Below are 15,870 nucleotides of genomic sequence, written 5' to 3' on the forward strand. Positions count from 1 at the left end.
AAAAAATAAAACCCACCCCCTCCTACAAAATCTCTGCAACATGTTTCTGGATATTCTTCGACATCATTGTCAATGGTAAATCATTGTCATCTACCCCAAAAGGATTTTCAATTTCTTCTGCAATGATTTCTAAACTTGCCAATACATAAAACACAAAAACTACAATTGGCACAGCGATATAACCCAAACTAAAGACATAACCGAACGGAAGCGACATCACATAAAAGAAAATAAACTTCTTAATAAAAACAGAATAAGAGAACGGAATCGGCGTATTCTTGATGCGTTCGCAAGCACCACAAATATCAGTAAACGCACGAAACTCTTCATTCAAGAAAAGTAATTGTGTACCACTAATGATTTTTTGATTGTACAAATCGTTTAAACGTGTGTACATCAAAGCCGCAATATGATTAGGCTTATGTAATTCATGGTCGATAATAACATTAGACTGAAATACTTCGCTGTCTCGTTGATGTCCCCTGAGGTGTCTTTTCAAGGCAAAAGCATATTCTACAATATGCTCTCTAAAAAAAGTTCTGTTGACCACATCGTCTTTAGGCAACACCGCATTGATTTTCATCGCTAAGTTTCTGGAAGTATTGGTTAAACTTCCCCATAGCTTTCTACCTTCCCACCAACGTTCATAAGCAGTATTGGTTCTAAAAACCAAGAGTAATGAAATCACAAAACCCAACATTCCATGCAGAATAGTAATGTTTTTGAGATGACTATTATCACCTAAATTAAACACTTCTATTTCTAAAAATGCTACCAAAGCCACATAAATAGACAAACTTACTATCATCGGCATCAGCTGACGAACAGTATCGCTTTTATGAACTCTGAAAATAAACGTAAACCATTCTTTAGGGTTATAATTAATCATTTTAGTTTGATGGATTTGTTAGATTTAGGAATGATGACCTTAGCAAATATACTACAAGGCTTCTATTTTCAAGTAGAAGCCTTGTAGAAATAAGTTCAATCTAATCATTTTAAAAAACGCATAATATACTCATTGATTTCTTTTCGCTGAACCTCATTAGCATTGTCGTCCATATCATTATGGATAGTATTATTCAGTTTTATGATAGTAATTCCGTATTTCTTTTGTTCTTCAAGGCTTGGCAAAACACCTTCATCCGCTACTTGGTCGCTCGAACGCAAAGAGTATAATTTTGGTTGGGCAGTTCTAGGAAAAGGCATTCTTCTACTATCCAATGAAATTACTTTATCTACCAATTCAGGATGTTTATGGGCAAACAAAATAGACATATCTCCCCCATTTGAATGCCCAATAAGTATTACATGCTTAAAATCTAAATGAGGCTGAGTTTTTTTCAATTCATTCAACACAAAGAGAATATTATCACTCCCTCTTTCCCAAAATGGACGCCTCACTATTTGTGGAATTCCAGTTGTTGGTATTAAATCATCGTTGGGTAATTCGTGCTGAATACTGGCTACAAAATATCCATAGGAAGCCAAGTATTTTGTAATAAAAGTATAAGCTTTATTTGAGCCACCTTTGTTTTGCCAATACCCATGACTAACAATTATCAATGGCTGATTCTTTAGTTTTTTAATACTATGCGGAAAATACAAAGCAACAGGAATTTGTCTATTCCTAGTTTTATCAAAAAGCATAAGGCTATCTTCAAGAACTTTATAGCTCGTAAAAACTAATGAAGAGGATTGAGCAATAGAAGGTTTTACACAATTGAAAAGCACTACCGAACAAAGTAGAAAACTACAGATTTTTTTGTACATGGGTTTGAGGAAAATGAAATTAATTAAAGGATTTTACAAACAAAAAAGCATCGTTTCTACAAATATACCGAGATGAAATATTTAATAGAAAAACTTTATTTTTCATTCAAAAAAACTATCCCCAAAAGCACAAAAAATAGCTTTTTTGCACTACAAAATAAGCCCCTGACATCAAGAAAAAAGATATTCAAATTATTCGCCATTTCCCTACTATTTATCACATTTAAGCAAAGGCATAAATTTCAAAATAATTCAAACAACTACTAATCAACCCCTTAAATAAAGAACATAGTAAAGACAGACAACAAACGATTGATAAATAGACATTCAAAAGCAGCCGAAAACTATCATTGATTTATTTGAATCTAGATTTAGGCAAAAAACTATAGCCGTTGTTTGTTTCCTTACAAACAACTAACTTAGAATTGTAAATTTTAAGAAAGCTTTTACAATCCTATTTTACTAGGGCTGGACTTAAGTCCAGCCCTAGTAAAATGATATTAAACAATTTAAACTAGAAAAATAAGCTTGCAATTTAAAATAATCAAAAGCAAATTCATCCTAAACGAACACGATTACCAAAAATGGCAACAGAAATTATCGAAACAACTCCCGATTGCGAGATTGTAAGTTCAAGAATTTTTAATGCACCAAGAGCATTAGTTTATCGTGCTTGGGCTGAACCAAACCATTTAAAAGTTTGGTGGGGACCAGCAGGCTTTACCAATACTTTTAATGAATTTGATTTTCGTGTAGGAGGAAAATGGAGTTTTATCATGCACGGACCAGACAAAGGAAATTATGCTAATGAATGTGAGTTTATCAAAATAGAATATCCATCACTTATTGCTTGGCAACGCTTTTCAAAACCAATTTTTCAAGTAGTAGCAACATTTGAAGAAGTACCCGAAAACAAGACCAACCTTGTTTTTAAAATGCTTTTCAATACCGCTGAAGAATGTAGTAAACTAAAACCTTTTGTCGTTGACAAAAACGAAGAAAACTTTGATAAACTGGAAAAGGAATTATTGAATATGTGATTTGATAAATAAAACCTGTGAATTGTTCATGAGACATAAATAATAGAGCTGTTTTAAAATCTTTCATTTAAGACTATATATTATCGTTCTCACTCAAAACAAATAAAAAGTCTCTTCGTTACACATCCAGTATTGCTTCTAATTCATTCAATGATTATTTTATGAGATGAATTAGATGAGTGTTATCAATAAATCTACCAACTCCAAATTCTTTTACATTCATGAAAAAACTAATCCTATTCTTCATTTTAGTCTCTGCTTCTATTACTGCTCTCGCACAAAAACCGACAATGAAACCTTTCCGTTTGGAGGGTACAATATTAAATTCGGATACTATTAAAGAAGTTAATATTTCAATATTTTGGGAACATACAATTTCCTCTGAAAAAGCAAAAGTTATTAATCAGAAATTTGTTTTTGAAGGTGGGTTAGAACATCCAACTTTAGCCCTTATTTCAACCAATAATATACGCCAAGAGTTTGGAGTTTGGCTGGTCAATGATACTATTCAAGTTGATTTTGAAGTAAAAAAGCGAGAAGCAGGCTCTTTGTATTTACATACTAAAAAAGTTAGTGGAAGCCAAGAATCAATAGACTTTACCACTCAAATTGCCCCTAGAAATGCCATGCAAAGTAAAAATTTCTCTGATGCTCAAAGAAAAAAGATGGTATATCAATCCCTTGAAAAATATGTAAATGAGCATAAAGGTTCATATTTATCTTTGCAAAATCTTTCAAACGAAATTAGTTTTGGAGAATGTGATTTATCTAGCCTAGAAGATTTATTTGAAAGGCTTTCGGAAGAAGTAAAACTGTCTGACAGTGGTAAATACTTTAAGGAGAAACTTGCTAAGTACAGAAAGAACACAATTGGTAATCGAATCCCAGACCTTAAAATCCCCAACCAAACAGGTGATTCTGTCATGCTTAGTTCGCTAATAAAAGGTAAAACCATTATTAGTTTTTGGGCTTCGTAGTGTGGTCCTTGTAGAGAAAAACATAAAGACATGGTTAAAAATCAAAGACTTTTTGAAGACAAATCAGTTAAAATTATTGGTATTTCTTTGGATGATGATCAACAAAAATGGTTAAAAGCTATCAAAACTGATAATATTAACTGGTGGACAAATCTTGCAGATTTACAAGGAGGATTTGATAGTAAAACAGCTCAAACTTTTAAAATAACCAGTGTTCCATTTATGGTTTTAGTAGATGATAAAATGAGGATTCTGGAGAATGATTACCAAAGTATCTTGGTTAATCTAAGAAAATAATTAGGTTGGTTTTACTCTTAATTTCCTTAGATTCAATAAGAAACAAAAATGCTTAGAAAATGGAATAACTTCATTTTCTAAGCATTTTTATTTTGATATTACTATTTCAAACTCGTTTCGCCAGTAGCTTTTGTAGCTTCTTTTTTCAATTTGTCATTGGCAACAATGGCAAATTCTACTCTTCTATTTTGCTCTCTGCCCGATTCTAAAGTATTGTCTGCCACGGCATCTTTTTCTCCATAACCAAGCACCGTCAAACGACTTCTTGATACATTATTAGCTTTCAATACTGCTGCAACAGCGTCTGCTCTTTGCTGAGATAATTTCATATTATAAGCTTCTGTTCCTACATTATCAGTATGTCCAGCTACTAAAATTTCTGTGTCAGGATATTGCTTTAATGTTTCTGAAAATTTAATGAGATTTTCATTGACGGTAGGATTAATCTTAGATGAATTAAAGTCAAATAAAACACCTGATTTCATCGTAATTTTGATGCCCTCTCCTACTCTTTCTACATCTGCCAACACATCTAAATCTTTCTTTAGTTTTTCAGCTTGCTTGTCCATGTATTTTCCTACGAATGTCCCAGCAATACCACCAACCGCTGAACCAACGATGGCATAAATGGCAGGGTTTTTAGATTTTCTACCGATTGCCGCACCCATTGCAGCTCCAGTTCCTACTCCAATGATAGCACCTCTTTGGGCATTATTCAATTTTTTAAATGAATTACAAGAATAAAAATTGGTGCTAATCAACATGACAAGTAATACCATTTTACATGGAATATTAGCTAAAAAGGAAGTCGTTTTCATATTATTATTAATTTAATTAAATGAGTAGTAAAAGATTTTAACAAAAATGCCACAACCTATCGTCATGGCATTTTTAGGCAACCATTCAAAATGATTTTTTATACTGGCAATTGGTTTTCTAATACTTCTTGTTCAGCTTTGGCATGATGTTCTGATTTCTTCAATGATTGAATAATTTTCAATGATTCAGCAATAGAAGCAATTTGAGACATCAATAATTGTGTTAAATCTGACGAAGCTTGTACTTTATCTAAAGCCAAGACGGCTTCATAAGCTTCTAAGGTAGCTTTATCACCGGATTCAGAAGCATTCAAAATCGTTTCACGATTATTTGATACGATAGAGACTTTAAAATCTATCCAAACTTGATGAGCCTTGCCAATTAGTGTACTTGATTGTGCTGGTTCTCCACCAAATTTCACAACATGCTCAGCCAATGATTCAGCAAAATGTTCGCTTTCATTTAACATACCATGAAAGAGGTTTTTCAAATCGCCTCCATCCATGTTTTGTTCAGCTTTCTTGTAATTTTCAATACGGTTGTAATTAATCTCAATCAGCTCATTCAGAGCCTTCAAGAGAACTTCATATTGATTTTGCATAATTAAAGGATAGAACCAGTTGTAATTAAAACTCCCGATTCTTTTTAGATGGTTGAATGAATTTCGATATTGAAAAGCATTTTTCATCAAAGTGCTTTCTTTACTTTCTCTTTTATTTCTTCAAACTTATCTGCTGCTTTTTCTGCTAAATCTAAAGCTCCTAATTTTGCTTCATCTATTTTCTCTGTCGCTTCGGCTTTTAATACTTCTGCTTTTTTAGCCAATGTTTCAGCTTTGTGTTTAGCTGCTTCTTTCTTGATTTGTTCTTTTGTAGTTTCCATGATTTAATTATTTAAGTCTCCTAAATAAAATTAACGATGTTGTTGTGTAAATTAAAATACTGTATATCACAATCTCTTAATCTACAATTCATCACTCTTCATTCACAACTCTTACTTTATCGTATCCGATTTATTTAAAATTAATGTGTCTTGTGGAGTTACTTTACCCATATTGTGTTGACCTTCATTATCGGAAGTAGCCCAATAACCACCAACGATAGAGGCAAGCATCAAAGCCATACCAATCAAAACGGTGTAGAGAATCATATTCCCTACTTTCGTTCTTTTCTGTGCTTTCAATTCAGAACGCATTTCTTTATCTACTTTGTCCATATCAGTGTTATTTACTAGGTTTGTAATCAATAACTTAAAAGATTTGTACCAGTAAGAAATAGCAAAAAACAAAGTGTACAATTGAGCAAATAGCTCTACAAGATGGACGAAATGTATCGTAAAGAAGGGATAAGTGAAATAAAAATCGCTAATCAATAAATTCAGTATCAAGCGATACTTCATTTTAATAATTAGCGATTAGTCAAAGGGAAAACGCTATTTTTAGTAATTTAAAAGCATTCTTTAGAAGATAATATTACAAAGTATTCACAACCTTACTTCAAATCCCAATAAACGACATAACGTTCACGATGAATATCGTATAAAGGACGAAGTGTAATTCCTTCTTTTGAAGTCTTGAAAGAGAGCGATTTTCCAGCCAAAGGTTTAATGTCGTTTTCTGGATGTACCTTATCAATACGCAAAATTTTCACTAAATCGGTTGGAACTTTATAATTGTAAGTATAATAATCGTTGTAAAGTGAAGGGTTTGAATAAGGTGCTGGTGTTTCCATTTGTGCCGTTCCCATTTCGCCTGCTAATACAATTGGTCCATACAAAATGGCTATTTTATCAGGATTATCGTTCGTCGCCACAGTCGTTAAATTCATTGGGAAATTTATTTCTACACGGTCATTTGCTTTCCAAATACGAGTAATAGCAATATAACTTCCAGCAGATTGCTTGATTTTCATTGGCTTTCCGTTGACTGTAACATTGACAGCACTTGCCCAAGAAGGATAACGAAGATTTAGAGTAAGTAACTGATTCTCGGCAGATTCAACAGTAAAAATCGTTTTACCTGATTCAGGAAAATTAGTTTCTTGTTTGATTTTAAAGCCTTTTTCTTTCCAATTCAAGCTTGAAGCGATGAATAAATTCACAAAAAGAGCGTCTTTGCTATGATAATAAATGGCTTCACCATACTTAGCATGATTCTCAAAACCACTTCCCACACAGCACCAAAAAGAGTTTTCGGGAGTACTATAAACTTTGTGGGCTCCAGCCATCATCGGTAAAAAGTAAGCGACCATTCCCGTTTGTGGATCTTGTTGACCAAGAATATGATTGAAAAGTGCTTTTTCGTAATAATCTGCATATTTCACATCGGCAGTATGCGAAAATAAATGGCGAGTCAATTTAAGCATATTATAAACATTGCAAGTTTCGCCCGTAAAGCCTGTTAAATGTTGAGAAAGCTCATCAGCTTTAAAGAATTTCTCTTTATCACTATTACTTCCTGTCGCAAAAGAATGATGATTGATGACTGTATTCCAGAAAAAACTTGCCATTTCATCGCCTTTTCCTTGTCCTTCTAGTTCAAATTCACGAGTTACTCCCAACAATTTTGGAATATAAGTATTGGCGTGTTTTTTCTCCAAAATATCTTTCCCTTCTTTCAAAGGGTCAAGCATTTCGTTATGATAAAAAAACTCCGCTAACCATTTATATGTTGGTTTTCCTGTAATGGCATAAAGATTATAAAATGATTCATTGATACCTCCAAATTCATTACGAAGCATAATCGCTCTTTGCTCAGGAGTAATGGGTTGAAGCTTTTTATAAGCCCAATCGCCCATTTTTTGAACGACTTCCAAAGCTTGCTGATTGTTACAGTACAAGTATTGGTCAATCAGACCTGAGACTATTTTGTGCAAAGTGTACCAAGGTGCCCATACTCTTTTTCCTCCAATGTTTCTATTGATTAATTCTTGCGGATAAGCACTTAAATAACCCTCTTGATTCAATACTTTTTGTACTTCTGCCAAGCCCGAAACAATGCTATCCGATTTCATTTTAAATCGTTCGTCGCCCGTTTGGGCATACATTAATGCTAACCCAGAAAGTAAATGTCCAGTAGAATGTCCACGCAAATCACAATCTAACGATTCCCAACCACCATATTTTTTAAGGTCAAAATAACCTCCTTCATTCGCATCATAAATACCCGCATTGTTTCGAAAACTGTGTAAAAGTCTTTTGGTATCCAATGATAAAATCCAGCTTTGTTCACGTAACATATTCTCTTTAAAACGCCCATCTAACAAACGAATAGCGGATAAATCAAAGCTATAAACAGCAGGTTGCAATTTATCTTGCAAAGCAAATTTTCCATTGTGTTGACCAGGATAATGAGATTGGGCTTTTACTTCAAGCCTTCCAATTAAAAGACTTGCTACAAAAAAGAATAGTTTTTTCATGTTATTGCTATACACAGGCTCTCACTTCTGCCCTTCTGAATAAAAGGAGAAAAGAGCTAATTAGATTTTCGTATTTAGAAAACAAAGTGATTTCTAAATACTGAAAAATGAAACGATGTTGGTTTGAGAAAAAGAGAGAAAGGAATATTATACATACCCTATTACTATGATTTATTTAAGAAATAAAGGTATGTATGAAGAGAAAGGAAGGGATTTAGGAGTTCTCCTGAATAATATTTTTCCAAGCCTTAAAGGCTGTAAGAATTTTTACTTGATTGTGTTCTTGCGGTAAGACTGCCTGCGCTTGTCCAAACAATGCTTTGAGTGAATCTACCGATTCAAAAATTTGTACTCCTAAACCAGCCATCAAAGCAACACCCAAAGCTGATACATCTGGCATACCTTTGTTTACAACTGGAATATTTAATAAGTCAGATAAAGTACTTAATACAAAAGTATTGGAAGTCATTCCACCATTTACCATTAATTCTTGTAAATGGATTTCTGAATCTTCTTCCATTGCCAAAACAACATCTTTTATCTGAAAAGGAATGGATTCTAAAGTAGCCCGAACAATATGATTTTTATTTGTCCCAAAAGTTAAGCCATGGATTGATGCTCTGCGTTTCATATCCCAATAAGGTGCGCCCAAACCACTAAAAGCAGGAATCAAATAAACACCTCCGTTATCAGGAACTGATTTTGCCATGCCTTCCGTTTGCTTACTTTCTGCAAATAAACCTAATTCATTTTTTACCCATTCTACACTAGCTCCGCAACTTACAATGGCACCTTCTAAAGCATAATCTATTCTTCCTTCAGTACTCCAACAAATGGTGGTAATCATACCATTTTGTGATTTTTGAGGCTTATTACCAATGTTCATTAAAATTGAACAGCCAGTTCCTAAAGTAGCTTTGGCAGTTCCTGCTTCAAAGCAACCTTCTCCAAATGCGGCAGCGTGACTATCGCCAATCATGCCAGAAATACTGATGGCTTCTGTAAAAATTCCGCCAAAAGTACTTGTTCCAAAATTGGCGGAAGATGCTTTTACTTCAGGAAGATTAAGTGTTGAAAGATTGAAAGTTGAAAGTAAATCTTTATCCCATTCAAGCGTATGAAGGTTGAAAAACAATGTTCTTGAAGCATTGGTATAATCCGTAGCAAATACTTTTCCACCCGTTAATTTATACAATAACCAAGTATCAACTGTTCCAAAAAATGCTTTGTCTTCGTCTATTGTTTGCTTGATTGTTGGTTTGTTTTCATACAACCAAATCAATTTAGTGCCAGAAAAGTAAGGGTCGATGATTAAACCTGTTTTTTCTTTAATACTTTCGGTTAAACCTTCTTTACTCAAACGTTCACATACTTGTACCGAACGTTTACATTGCCAAACTACGGCATTATGAAGAGGATTCCCATTTTCATCCCAAAGAATAAAAGTCTCTCTTTGATTACTGATGCCACAAGTTTTTATTGCTGTTAACTCAAAACCCTTTTCCTGAAAATCGGCTAAACAATTTTTAACGGCTGTCATAGCATTATCAAAAATGCCTTCTGGGTCTTGTTCTACAAAACCATCTGCCAAATATTGTGTTTGAAGGGGCTCTGAAGCTCGTGCCATCACCTGACCTTTTGCATCAAAAATCAAAGCTTTAGTACTACTTGTTCCTTGGTCGATTGCCAAAATATATTGCATAGAAATTAATCGTTTTTAGCATTAGCACGGTCGATAATTACCGCTAATAATATCACCATTCCTTTTACTACTTGTTGCCAAAAAGGCGATACATTTAATAAAACCAAACCATTATTTAATACTCCGATGATGATTGCTCCGAGAACAGTTCCTAAAATTGAGCCTCTCCCACCCGAAAGCGAAGTACCACCAATTACAACTGCGGCAATGGCATCTAATTCGTAGCCAGTTCCTGCATTGGGTTGAGCAGAATCTAATCGGGCAGTGACCATCAAACCGCCTAAAGCGGCCAAACCACCCGCAAGCGTATAAACTATCAATTTAATTTTATGAATCTTAATACCTGATAATCGAGCGGCATTTTCGTTGCCACCAATGGCATAAATGTAGCGACCTAGCGGTGTTTTTGTAGTAAGTACCATTGCGATAATGATGACGAAAATACTTATCCAAACGGGAACAGGTACGCCAATAAACCAGCCAGTTCCGATATAATCGAAGTTTGAGCCTAAATTACTGATGGGAAAACCTTTCGTCCAAAGCATGGTCAAACCTCTTGCCATTGTCAGCATGGCTAAAGTAGCAACAAATGGAGGAACTTTGAAACGGGTAATTACCCAACCATTAAAAAAGCCCAATGCTCCACCAAAAACTAATCCTATAATAATTGCTCCCAGTAAAGTAAAACCGATGAATAAATTCTGTAAGGGCAATTCTATACCATTTTTTAATAATCCAGCTGTAATTGCTCCGCATAATGCCAAGACCGAACCTACAGATAAATCAATTCCTGCGGTGAGAACGACTAAAGTCATGCCGACAGAAATACAAATATTTACGGAGATTTGTCGGAGGACATTCCAGCCATTTGCAACCGTTAAGAATTTATCAGATAAAATACTGATGATAATACATAGCACAAAAAGGGCAATCAGCGATTGCAATTTGTACAATTTCTCTTTTTGTATAATCAAATTCATGTGTATGTCTTTTTGAATTTCTTAGCGTTTTCCAACTTAGGCTATCGCTGCTTTTAGTAAAATTTCTTCTGAGGCTTCATTAATGTTATAATCACCTGTTACTTTTCCATCACTCAATACAATTACTCTATCGCTTACAGCAAAAATTTCGGGTAATTCAGATGAAATCATGATAATGCCCAAACCAGATTCTGCTAATTGGTTGATGAGTTTGTAAATTTCTGCTTTGGCATTAACGTCAATTCCACGGGTTGGTTCGTCCAACAATAATACTTTTGGTTTCGTCGCCAACCATTTCGCCAAAATGGCTTTTTGCTGATTTCCTCCACTGAGATTTTTTATCAATTGGTCAGATGATGACGTTTTTATCCGCAATTCTTGAATATACTTATCGGCAAGATTATTTTCTTTGCGGTTATCAAGCACACCATTGCTCAATAAATCAGGAAGCGTGGTGATACAAATATTTTGCTTGACACTCAATTCAGGTACAATTCCATCTTTTTTACGGTCTTCACTCACCAAAGCCAAACCCGCTTTCACTGCATCCGCTGGCGAATGAATATGAAGACGCTGTCCTTCCATCAATACTTCTCCTGAAACTTTGCGTGGCGCCAAACCAAAAATGGCTTCAAACAATTCAGTTCGGCCTGCTCCCATCAATCCAAAAATGCCCAGAATTTCGCCTTTATTAAGTACAAATGAAATATCTTTCAGCAAATCACTTTTTCCCAAAGTTTCGTGTTTGATACCTAAATGACTTACTCTTAACAATTCTGTTTTACTTCCCTCCTGTTTTTTCTTAGGAATCATCACCAATTCACGACCTACCATTTTTGAAACGATATTGTCACGAGTAACGGCACTCATCTCACCCGATTCTATACTTTTTCCATCACGCAAAACAGTATAAGTATCAGCGATTTTAAAAAGCTCGTCGAGTTTATGGGAAATATAGGCTATGGCTTTCCCTTCTGCTTTTAGTGCCGTGATAATCTCAAACAAAACATCTACTTCAGCACCTGTGATGGCAGAAGTTGGTTCGTCCATGATAATTACTTTGGCATCAACTAACAAAGCTTTGGCAATTTCAATCAGTTGTTGTTGACCAACTTTCAGGTTTTTTACTGGCGTATTCGGGTCGATATTTAAGCGCAATTTCTGTAATAAAGTTTGCGTTTTTTTCAGCATAAAAGCCTTATCCAACAGCCCAAAAGCATTACTTACTTCTCTTCCTAAAAAAATATTTTCTACTACACTCAAATAAGGAATCATGTTTAATTCCTGATGAATGATGGCTATTCCAGCATTTTCAGCTTCTTTGGTACTAGCAAATTTTTGTGGCTTATTTTGTAGGTAAATCGTCCCTTCATATTCTGTATAAACACCACTCAAAATCTTCATTAAAGTAGATTTTCCTGCTCCGTTTTCACCGATGATGGCATTTACTTTGCCAGCCTGTAAATCAATACAAACGGCATCAAGAGCAGTAACGCCCGAGAATTTTTTAGTAATATTTTTCGCTGATAACATCATTGAGCCTGCTTATATTTTATTGAATTCGATGGGTAAAATCTCAAGTTTTTGAAGCTTCAAATACTCTTGGTTCATTTCTAAAGCTCCCACAAATTGAATAGAATCGCCTACTTTTATTTGCTTTTTAAAAGCGGGTACTCTTTCGGTTCTGATGATTTTATTGATTTCAGAAGAAATATTATTGATGTCGGAAGTATTGGTAAATTGTTTAATATCAAACACACCAGCGGCATCACGAATAGCATTTCCGTAGATAAATTCTGTGGCTAATTTCACGCTGATTGGCTGTGTTTGATTGGGCAACAAAACTTGTATTTCATCGTCCTGAATCTTGGTAATTTGCCCTTCTCCTTTTACCAAAAAGTACCTGATATTGCCAATTGCTACAGCATTTGACATTTCTTGAAATGCTTTTTTAGGTTCTTTAGCAAGTAATGCTAAAAGTGTTGCTACTGAAGGCGCTTTACTGAAACTTGGGGGAAGTGTTTTTTCTAAAAAGTTATGAGCAAAAGCTAAAGCATCAAAGGTTTCTGCTGAGGCTTTTTTTACTTCGTCCAGTTTTTTTATTTCGATAGAATGATAGCCAATAAAAAGTACTGCAATGCTAGCAACAACAATTTTGACGATTTTCATAGTGATGGTTTTGAATTATGAGTTGTGAACTTAAAGTCCTATTTTTCGTAAATTAGTTACTCTTCACGTCGTTTTTTCAAAGACTACTTAAATGATTTTGAGGTTGAATTGACACAAAATCAATTCATTTATTTTCAATTATTTTTTACCGAAAGCGGTATAATGAGCAATGTTTTCTTTGGTCACTAATTCTACCGCTACTGGAATTTTGGCAGGAAAATCTCTTTTGCCTTTCAAATATTCATCGGCATAAACGGCTGCCATTTGTGCCATTACTTTCGGAAATTGCATGCCTGTTGCGGCAACTTTTCCGTCTTTGATTGCTCCGACTACATCGTCTGCTCCGTCAAAACCAAATACTTTTACTTTATTGGCTTTTCCAGCACCCGCCAAGGCTTGATAAGCACCCATTGCCATCGCATCATTTCCACAAAAAACGGCATCAATATTGGGTTGTGCTTGCAGAATAGATTCCATTACTTCCATCGCTTTGTTGCGGTCGAAATCTGCACTTTGTTGTGCCACCATTTTGAGGTTTGGGTAATTATCGACCAAACTATGAAAGCCTTTTGAACGAGCCCAAGTATTGTTATCGCCCACCAAACCAAGTAATTCTACATAATTGCCTTTTTTGTTGAGTTGCTGCACAAAGAATTTTCCAATGGCTACGCATCCAGAAAAACTATCCGATAAAATTTGTGAAGTAGCGGCATTGGCAGAATTAATTTCTCTGTCCATACAAAAAACTGGAATACCTGCATCTTTGGCTTTCAGAACATTCACCACACTTCCGTCGGCATCTGTTGGATTAAATAAAATTGCTTGATAACCCGAAACAATGGCATTTTCGAAATGGTCTGATTCCAAAGCAGTATTATTTTGCGAATCAAATATTTTGGTTTCATAGCCTAATTCTTTGGCTTTTGCAGCGGCATTTTCAGCCAAAAACACAAACCAAGGATTGTTTAGGGTGGAAACGACAATCGCCATTTTCTTTGGACCTTCCGAAGTTTTTTTCTGCTGACAAGCCATCGTCAACAAAAACAACAACATTAGGGATAGATATTTTTTCATGTTAATTAGGAATTTCAGTGATTCTTAAAGCTAAATATGGCTTTAAGGGAAGTCTTACTTGTTTCAGGTCTTTATCGTAGAGGCGATAATCATTTACTTCTGAAAGCTCAAAAGTGCTTGGAACTACTTTGGTGGTCATCTCCCAAGTATCAATAATTTCAACTTTGTAGCGATTCCCTTTTTTAGGTTTTTCAAATTCAGCATTTTTATTGGGTAAATTAAAAAGCCACTGCTGATTGATCTCTTTGCCAAAATAAATCAAATAAACACCTTTCCCATTGGTGACGATTTTACTATCTCTGCTAATATCAGCGGGTTCAAGTGGTGCATTAATTTCTTCTAAAATTGTTCTCAGAAAAGCTACTCTTTTCCAGCTTGTCCCTTTAAACTCTCCGCCTTTTGCCCAAAAAATAGTATCTCTGTGGTCTTTGAACATGTACGATTCGCCATGAGTAACATAAGTACCGCCGATAATGCCCATCCAAATCAAATGATTCATTTCCTCTCCGCTGTAGCGTCCCCAACGTTGTTTCAAATTTCCTTCGTAGCCCACTTCATCGTAAATAATTGGCTTATTGTAAATATTTCGGGCGATAGAAGCAGCTCCCCAATTCATCACTGGTGCTTCGTCTTGCACAGAAACATGCGTAAATTCTGGTCGCCAATATTCAAAGTATTTTGCTGTACTTCCATGAATTGAACATAAATGACGATATGGGTCATTTTTCACAACCGCTTTGGTCAAAGTCAACCAATCGGCATCGGTTTTACTTTTCACATAATCATATTCATTGGCTAAAGACCACCAAATATTTCGAAAGGAAGCCAAACGAGCGGTTAAGTATTGAATATAATTGAGATTCGCTTCCATTGGCATTTCATCAAATCCCCATCTTCCTTTGTCGTAAGGATGAAAAATAATTAAATCCGTTTCGATGCCTAAATCACGCAGATTATCAATTCTCTTTTCTAAATGTTGGAAAAACGCTGGATTGAATTTTGTAAAATCCCAAACCTTTACTTCTTTTCCATTAGCATCTTTTTTTACTTCTTTCAATTCGTAAGGAAAAAGTGTTGGTTCTTCTTTCACTAAATCATAATTTTTCGAAAAAACACCCATCCTGATTTTATTGAAACCTGTATTTTTCAAGGTTCTAAGCGTCTGTTCTTGCACTTCGTTTGTCATGTGCGTCCAAGCGTAAGACGTAGTTCCTAGCGGAAAATACTGTTTTCCATCGGCATATTTAAAAGCATAAACATCACTTACTTTCACCATTCCGTGATTATTACCTGTCGCTTTTACACACTCGAACGTTCCTTTTTTGTTGTTCAAAACTGCAATATTACTTTGGGTAACGTAATTCCATGTTCCGGTTTTTTGTGGCATAAAACGAATGATAAAATTGTCGTTACCATCATAAAAACCAGCAATTGTGTAAGAAGTATCTTTACTTGTAAATGTTGCTTTCAAATTTACATTCGTGAAAGCATTTACTTTTGACTGATATTTTAAAGTAAGTTCAAATCTATCCCATTGTTCAATTGTTGATTGAGCATTGGTTGAATGAAAAATAAAGAAAAACAAAGAGTAAGCTAAAAGATATTTCAAAAGAACTTTCATCG

The 15,870-nt window shown here is 34.8% G+C and carries 15 protein-coding genes and 1 pseudogene; 3 read left to right on the plus strand and 13 right to left on the minus strand.

Features of this window, described 5'->3' with window-relative positions:
* Positions 1-22 precede the first annotated feature (22 nt).
* Positions 23-889: a bestrophin family protein gene (locus VB798_RS19220; protein WP_323261320.1), complete on the minus strand. Its 867-nt coding sequence runs from the start codon at positions 887-889 to the stop codon at positions 23-25.
* A gap of 104 nt (positions 890-993) precedes the next feature.
* The gene (locus VB798_RS19225) at positions 994-1,773 is read right to left on the minus strand and encodes an alpha/beta fold hydrolase (RefSeq protein WP_323261321.1); all 780 of its coding nucleotides are present in this window, start codon (positions 1,771-1,773) and stop codon (positions 994-996) included.
* Positions 1,774-2,357: 584 nt separating this feature from the next.
* Between VB798_RS19225 and VB798_RS19230 the strand changes: the two genes are divergently transcribed.
* The 3 genes and pseudogenes from VB798_RS19230 to VB798_RS19240 all read left to right on the plus strand — a co-directional run.
* Positions 2,358-2,813 (plus strand): SRPBCC family protein, encoded by a 456-nt coding sequence (locus VB798_RS19230; protein ID WP_323261323.1) that lies wholly within the window; start codon positions 2,358-2,360, stop codon positions 2,811-2,813.
* 221 nt (positions 2,814-3,034) lie between these two features.
* On the plus strand, positions 3,035-3,790 hold the full coding sequence (locus tag VB798_RS19235; protein ID WP_323261326.1) for a DUF4369 domain-containing protein: 756 nt from the start codon (positions 3,035-3,037) through the stop codon (positions 3,788-3,790).
* Between the two features lie 12 nt (positions 3,791-3,802).
* Positions 3,803-4,087, plus strand: a pseudogene (locus VB798_RS19240) (peroxiredoxin family protein); the annotation flags it as partial.
* Between the two features lie 101 nt (positions 4,088-4,188).
* Here the strand turns inward: VB798_RS19240 and VB798_RS19245 are convergent.
* The 11 genes from VB798_RS19245 to VB798_RS19295 form a co-directional block, all read right to left on the minus strand.
* Complete coding sequence (locus VB798_RS19245) at positions 4,189-4,905, minus strand: OmpA family protein (protein ID WP_323261327.1); 717 nt, start codon at positions 4,903-4,905, stop codon at positions 4,189-4,191.
* A 98-nt stretch (positions 4,906-5,003) separates the two neighbouring features.
* Positions 5,004-5,507, minus strand: a complete 504-nt coding sequence (locus tag VB798_RS19250; RefSeq protein WP_323261330.1) for a ferritin-like domain-containing protein — start codon at positions 5,505-5,507, stop codon at positions 5,004-5,006.
* An 86-nt stretch (positions 5,508-5,593) separates the two neighbouring features.
* Positions 5,594-5,788, minus strand: coding sequence for a hypothetical protein (locus VB798_RS19255; RefSeq protein ID WP_323261332.1), 195 nt, complete (start codon positions 5,786-5,788; stop codon positions 5,594-5,596).
* A 111-nt stretch (positions 5,789-5,899) separates the two neighbouring features.
* Positions 5,900-6,121 (minus strand): hypothetical protein, encoded by a 222-nt coding sequence (locus VB798_RS19260; RefSeq protein ID WP_323261334.1) that lies wholly within the window; start codon positions 6,119-6,121, stop codon positions 5,900-5,902.
* A gap of 275 nt (positions 6,122-6,396) precedes the next feature.
* A complete protein-coding gene (locus VB798_RS19265) occupies positions 6,397-8,322 on the minus strand; it encodes a glycoside hydrolase family 127 protein (protein WP_323261336.1) in 1,926 nt (641 codons plus the stop codon).
* A 214-nt stretch (positions 8,323-8,536) separates the two neighbouring features.
* A complete protein-coding gene (locus tag VB798_RS19270; protein ID WP_323261338.1) occupies positions 8,537-10,024 on the minus strand; it encodes an FGGY family carbohydrate kinase in 1,488 nt (495 codons plus the stop codon).
* 5 nt (positions 10,025-10,029) lie between these two features.
* Entirely contained in the window at positions 10,030-11,004 is a 975-nt protein-coding gene (locus tag VB798_RS19275; RefSeq protein ID WP_323261340.1) for an ABC transporter permease, read from the minus strand.
* 36 nt (positions 11,005-11,040) lie between these two features.
* The gene (locus VB798_RS19280; RefSeq protein ID WP_323261341.1) at positions 11,041-12,540 is read right to left on the minus strand and encodes a sugar ABC transporter ATP-binding protein; all 1,500 of its coding nucleotides are present in this window, start codon (positions 12,538-12,540) and stop codon (positions 11,041-11,043) included.
* Positions 12,541-12,549: 9 nt separating this feature from the next.
* Positions 12,550-13,173: a DUF2291 domain-containing protein gene (locus VB798_RS19285; protein ID WP_323261343.1), complete on the minus strand. Its 624-nt coding sequence runs from the start codon at positions 13,171-13,173 to the stop codon at positions 12,550-12,552.
* A gap of 138 nt (positions 13,174-13,311) precedes the next feature.
* Complete coding sequence (locus tag VB798_RS19290) at positions 13,312-14,247, minus strand: D-ribose ABC transporter substrate-binding protein (RefSeq protein WP_323261345.1); 936 nt, start codon at positions 14,245-14,247, stop codon at positions 13,312-13,314.
* Position 14,248: 1 nt separating this feature from the next.
* Positions 14,249-15,868, minus strand: a complete 1,620-nt coding sequence (locus VB798_RS19295; RefSeq protein ID WP_323261347.1) for a DUF5060 domain-containing protein — start codon at positions 15,866-15,868, stop codon at positions 14,249-14,251.
* Positions 15,869-15,870 lie beyond the last annotated feature (2 nt).

The organism is Arcicella lustrica (genome assembly GCF_034930985.1).
Taxonomy (GTDB): domain Bacteria; phylum Bacteroidota; class Bacteroidia; order Cytophagales; family Spirosomataceae; genus Arcicella; species Arcicella lustrica.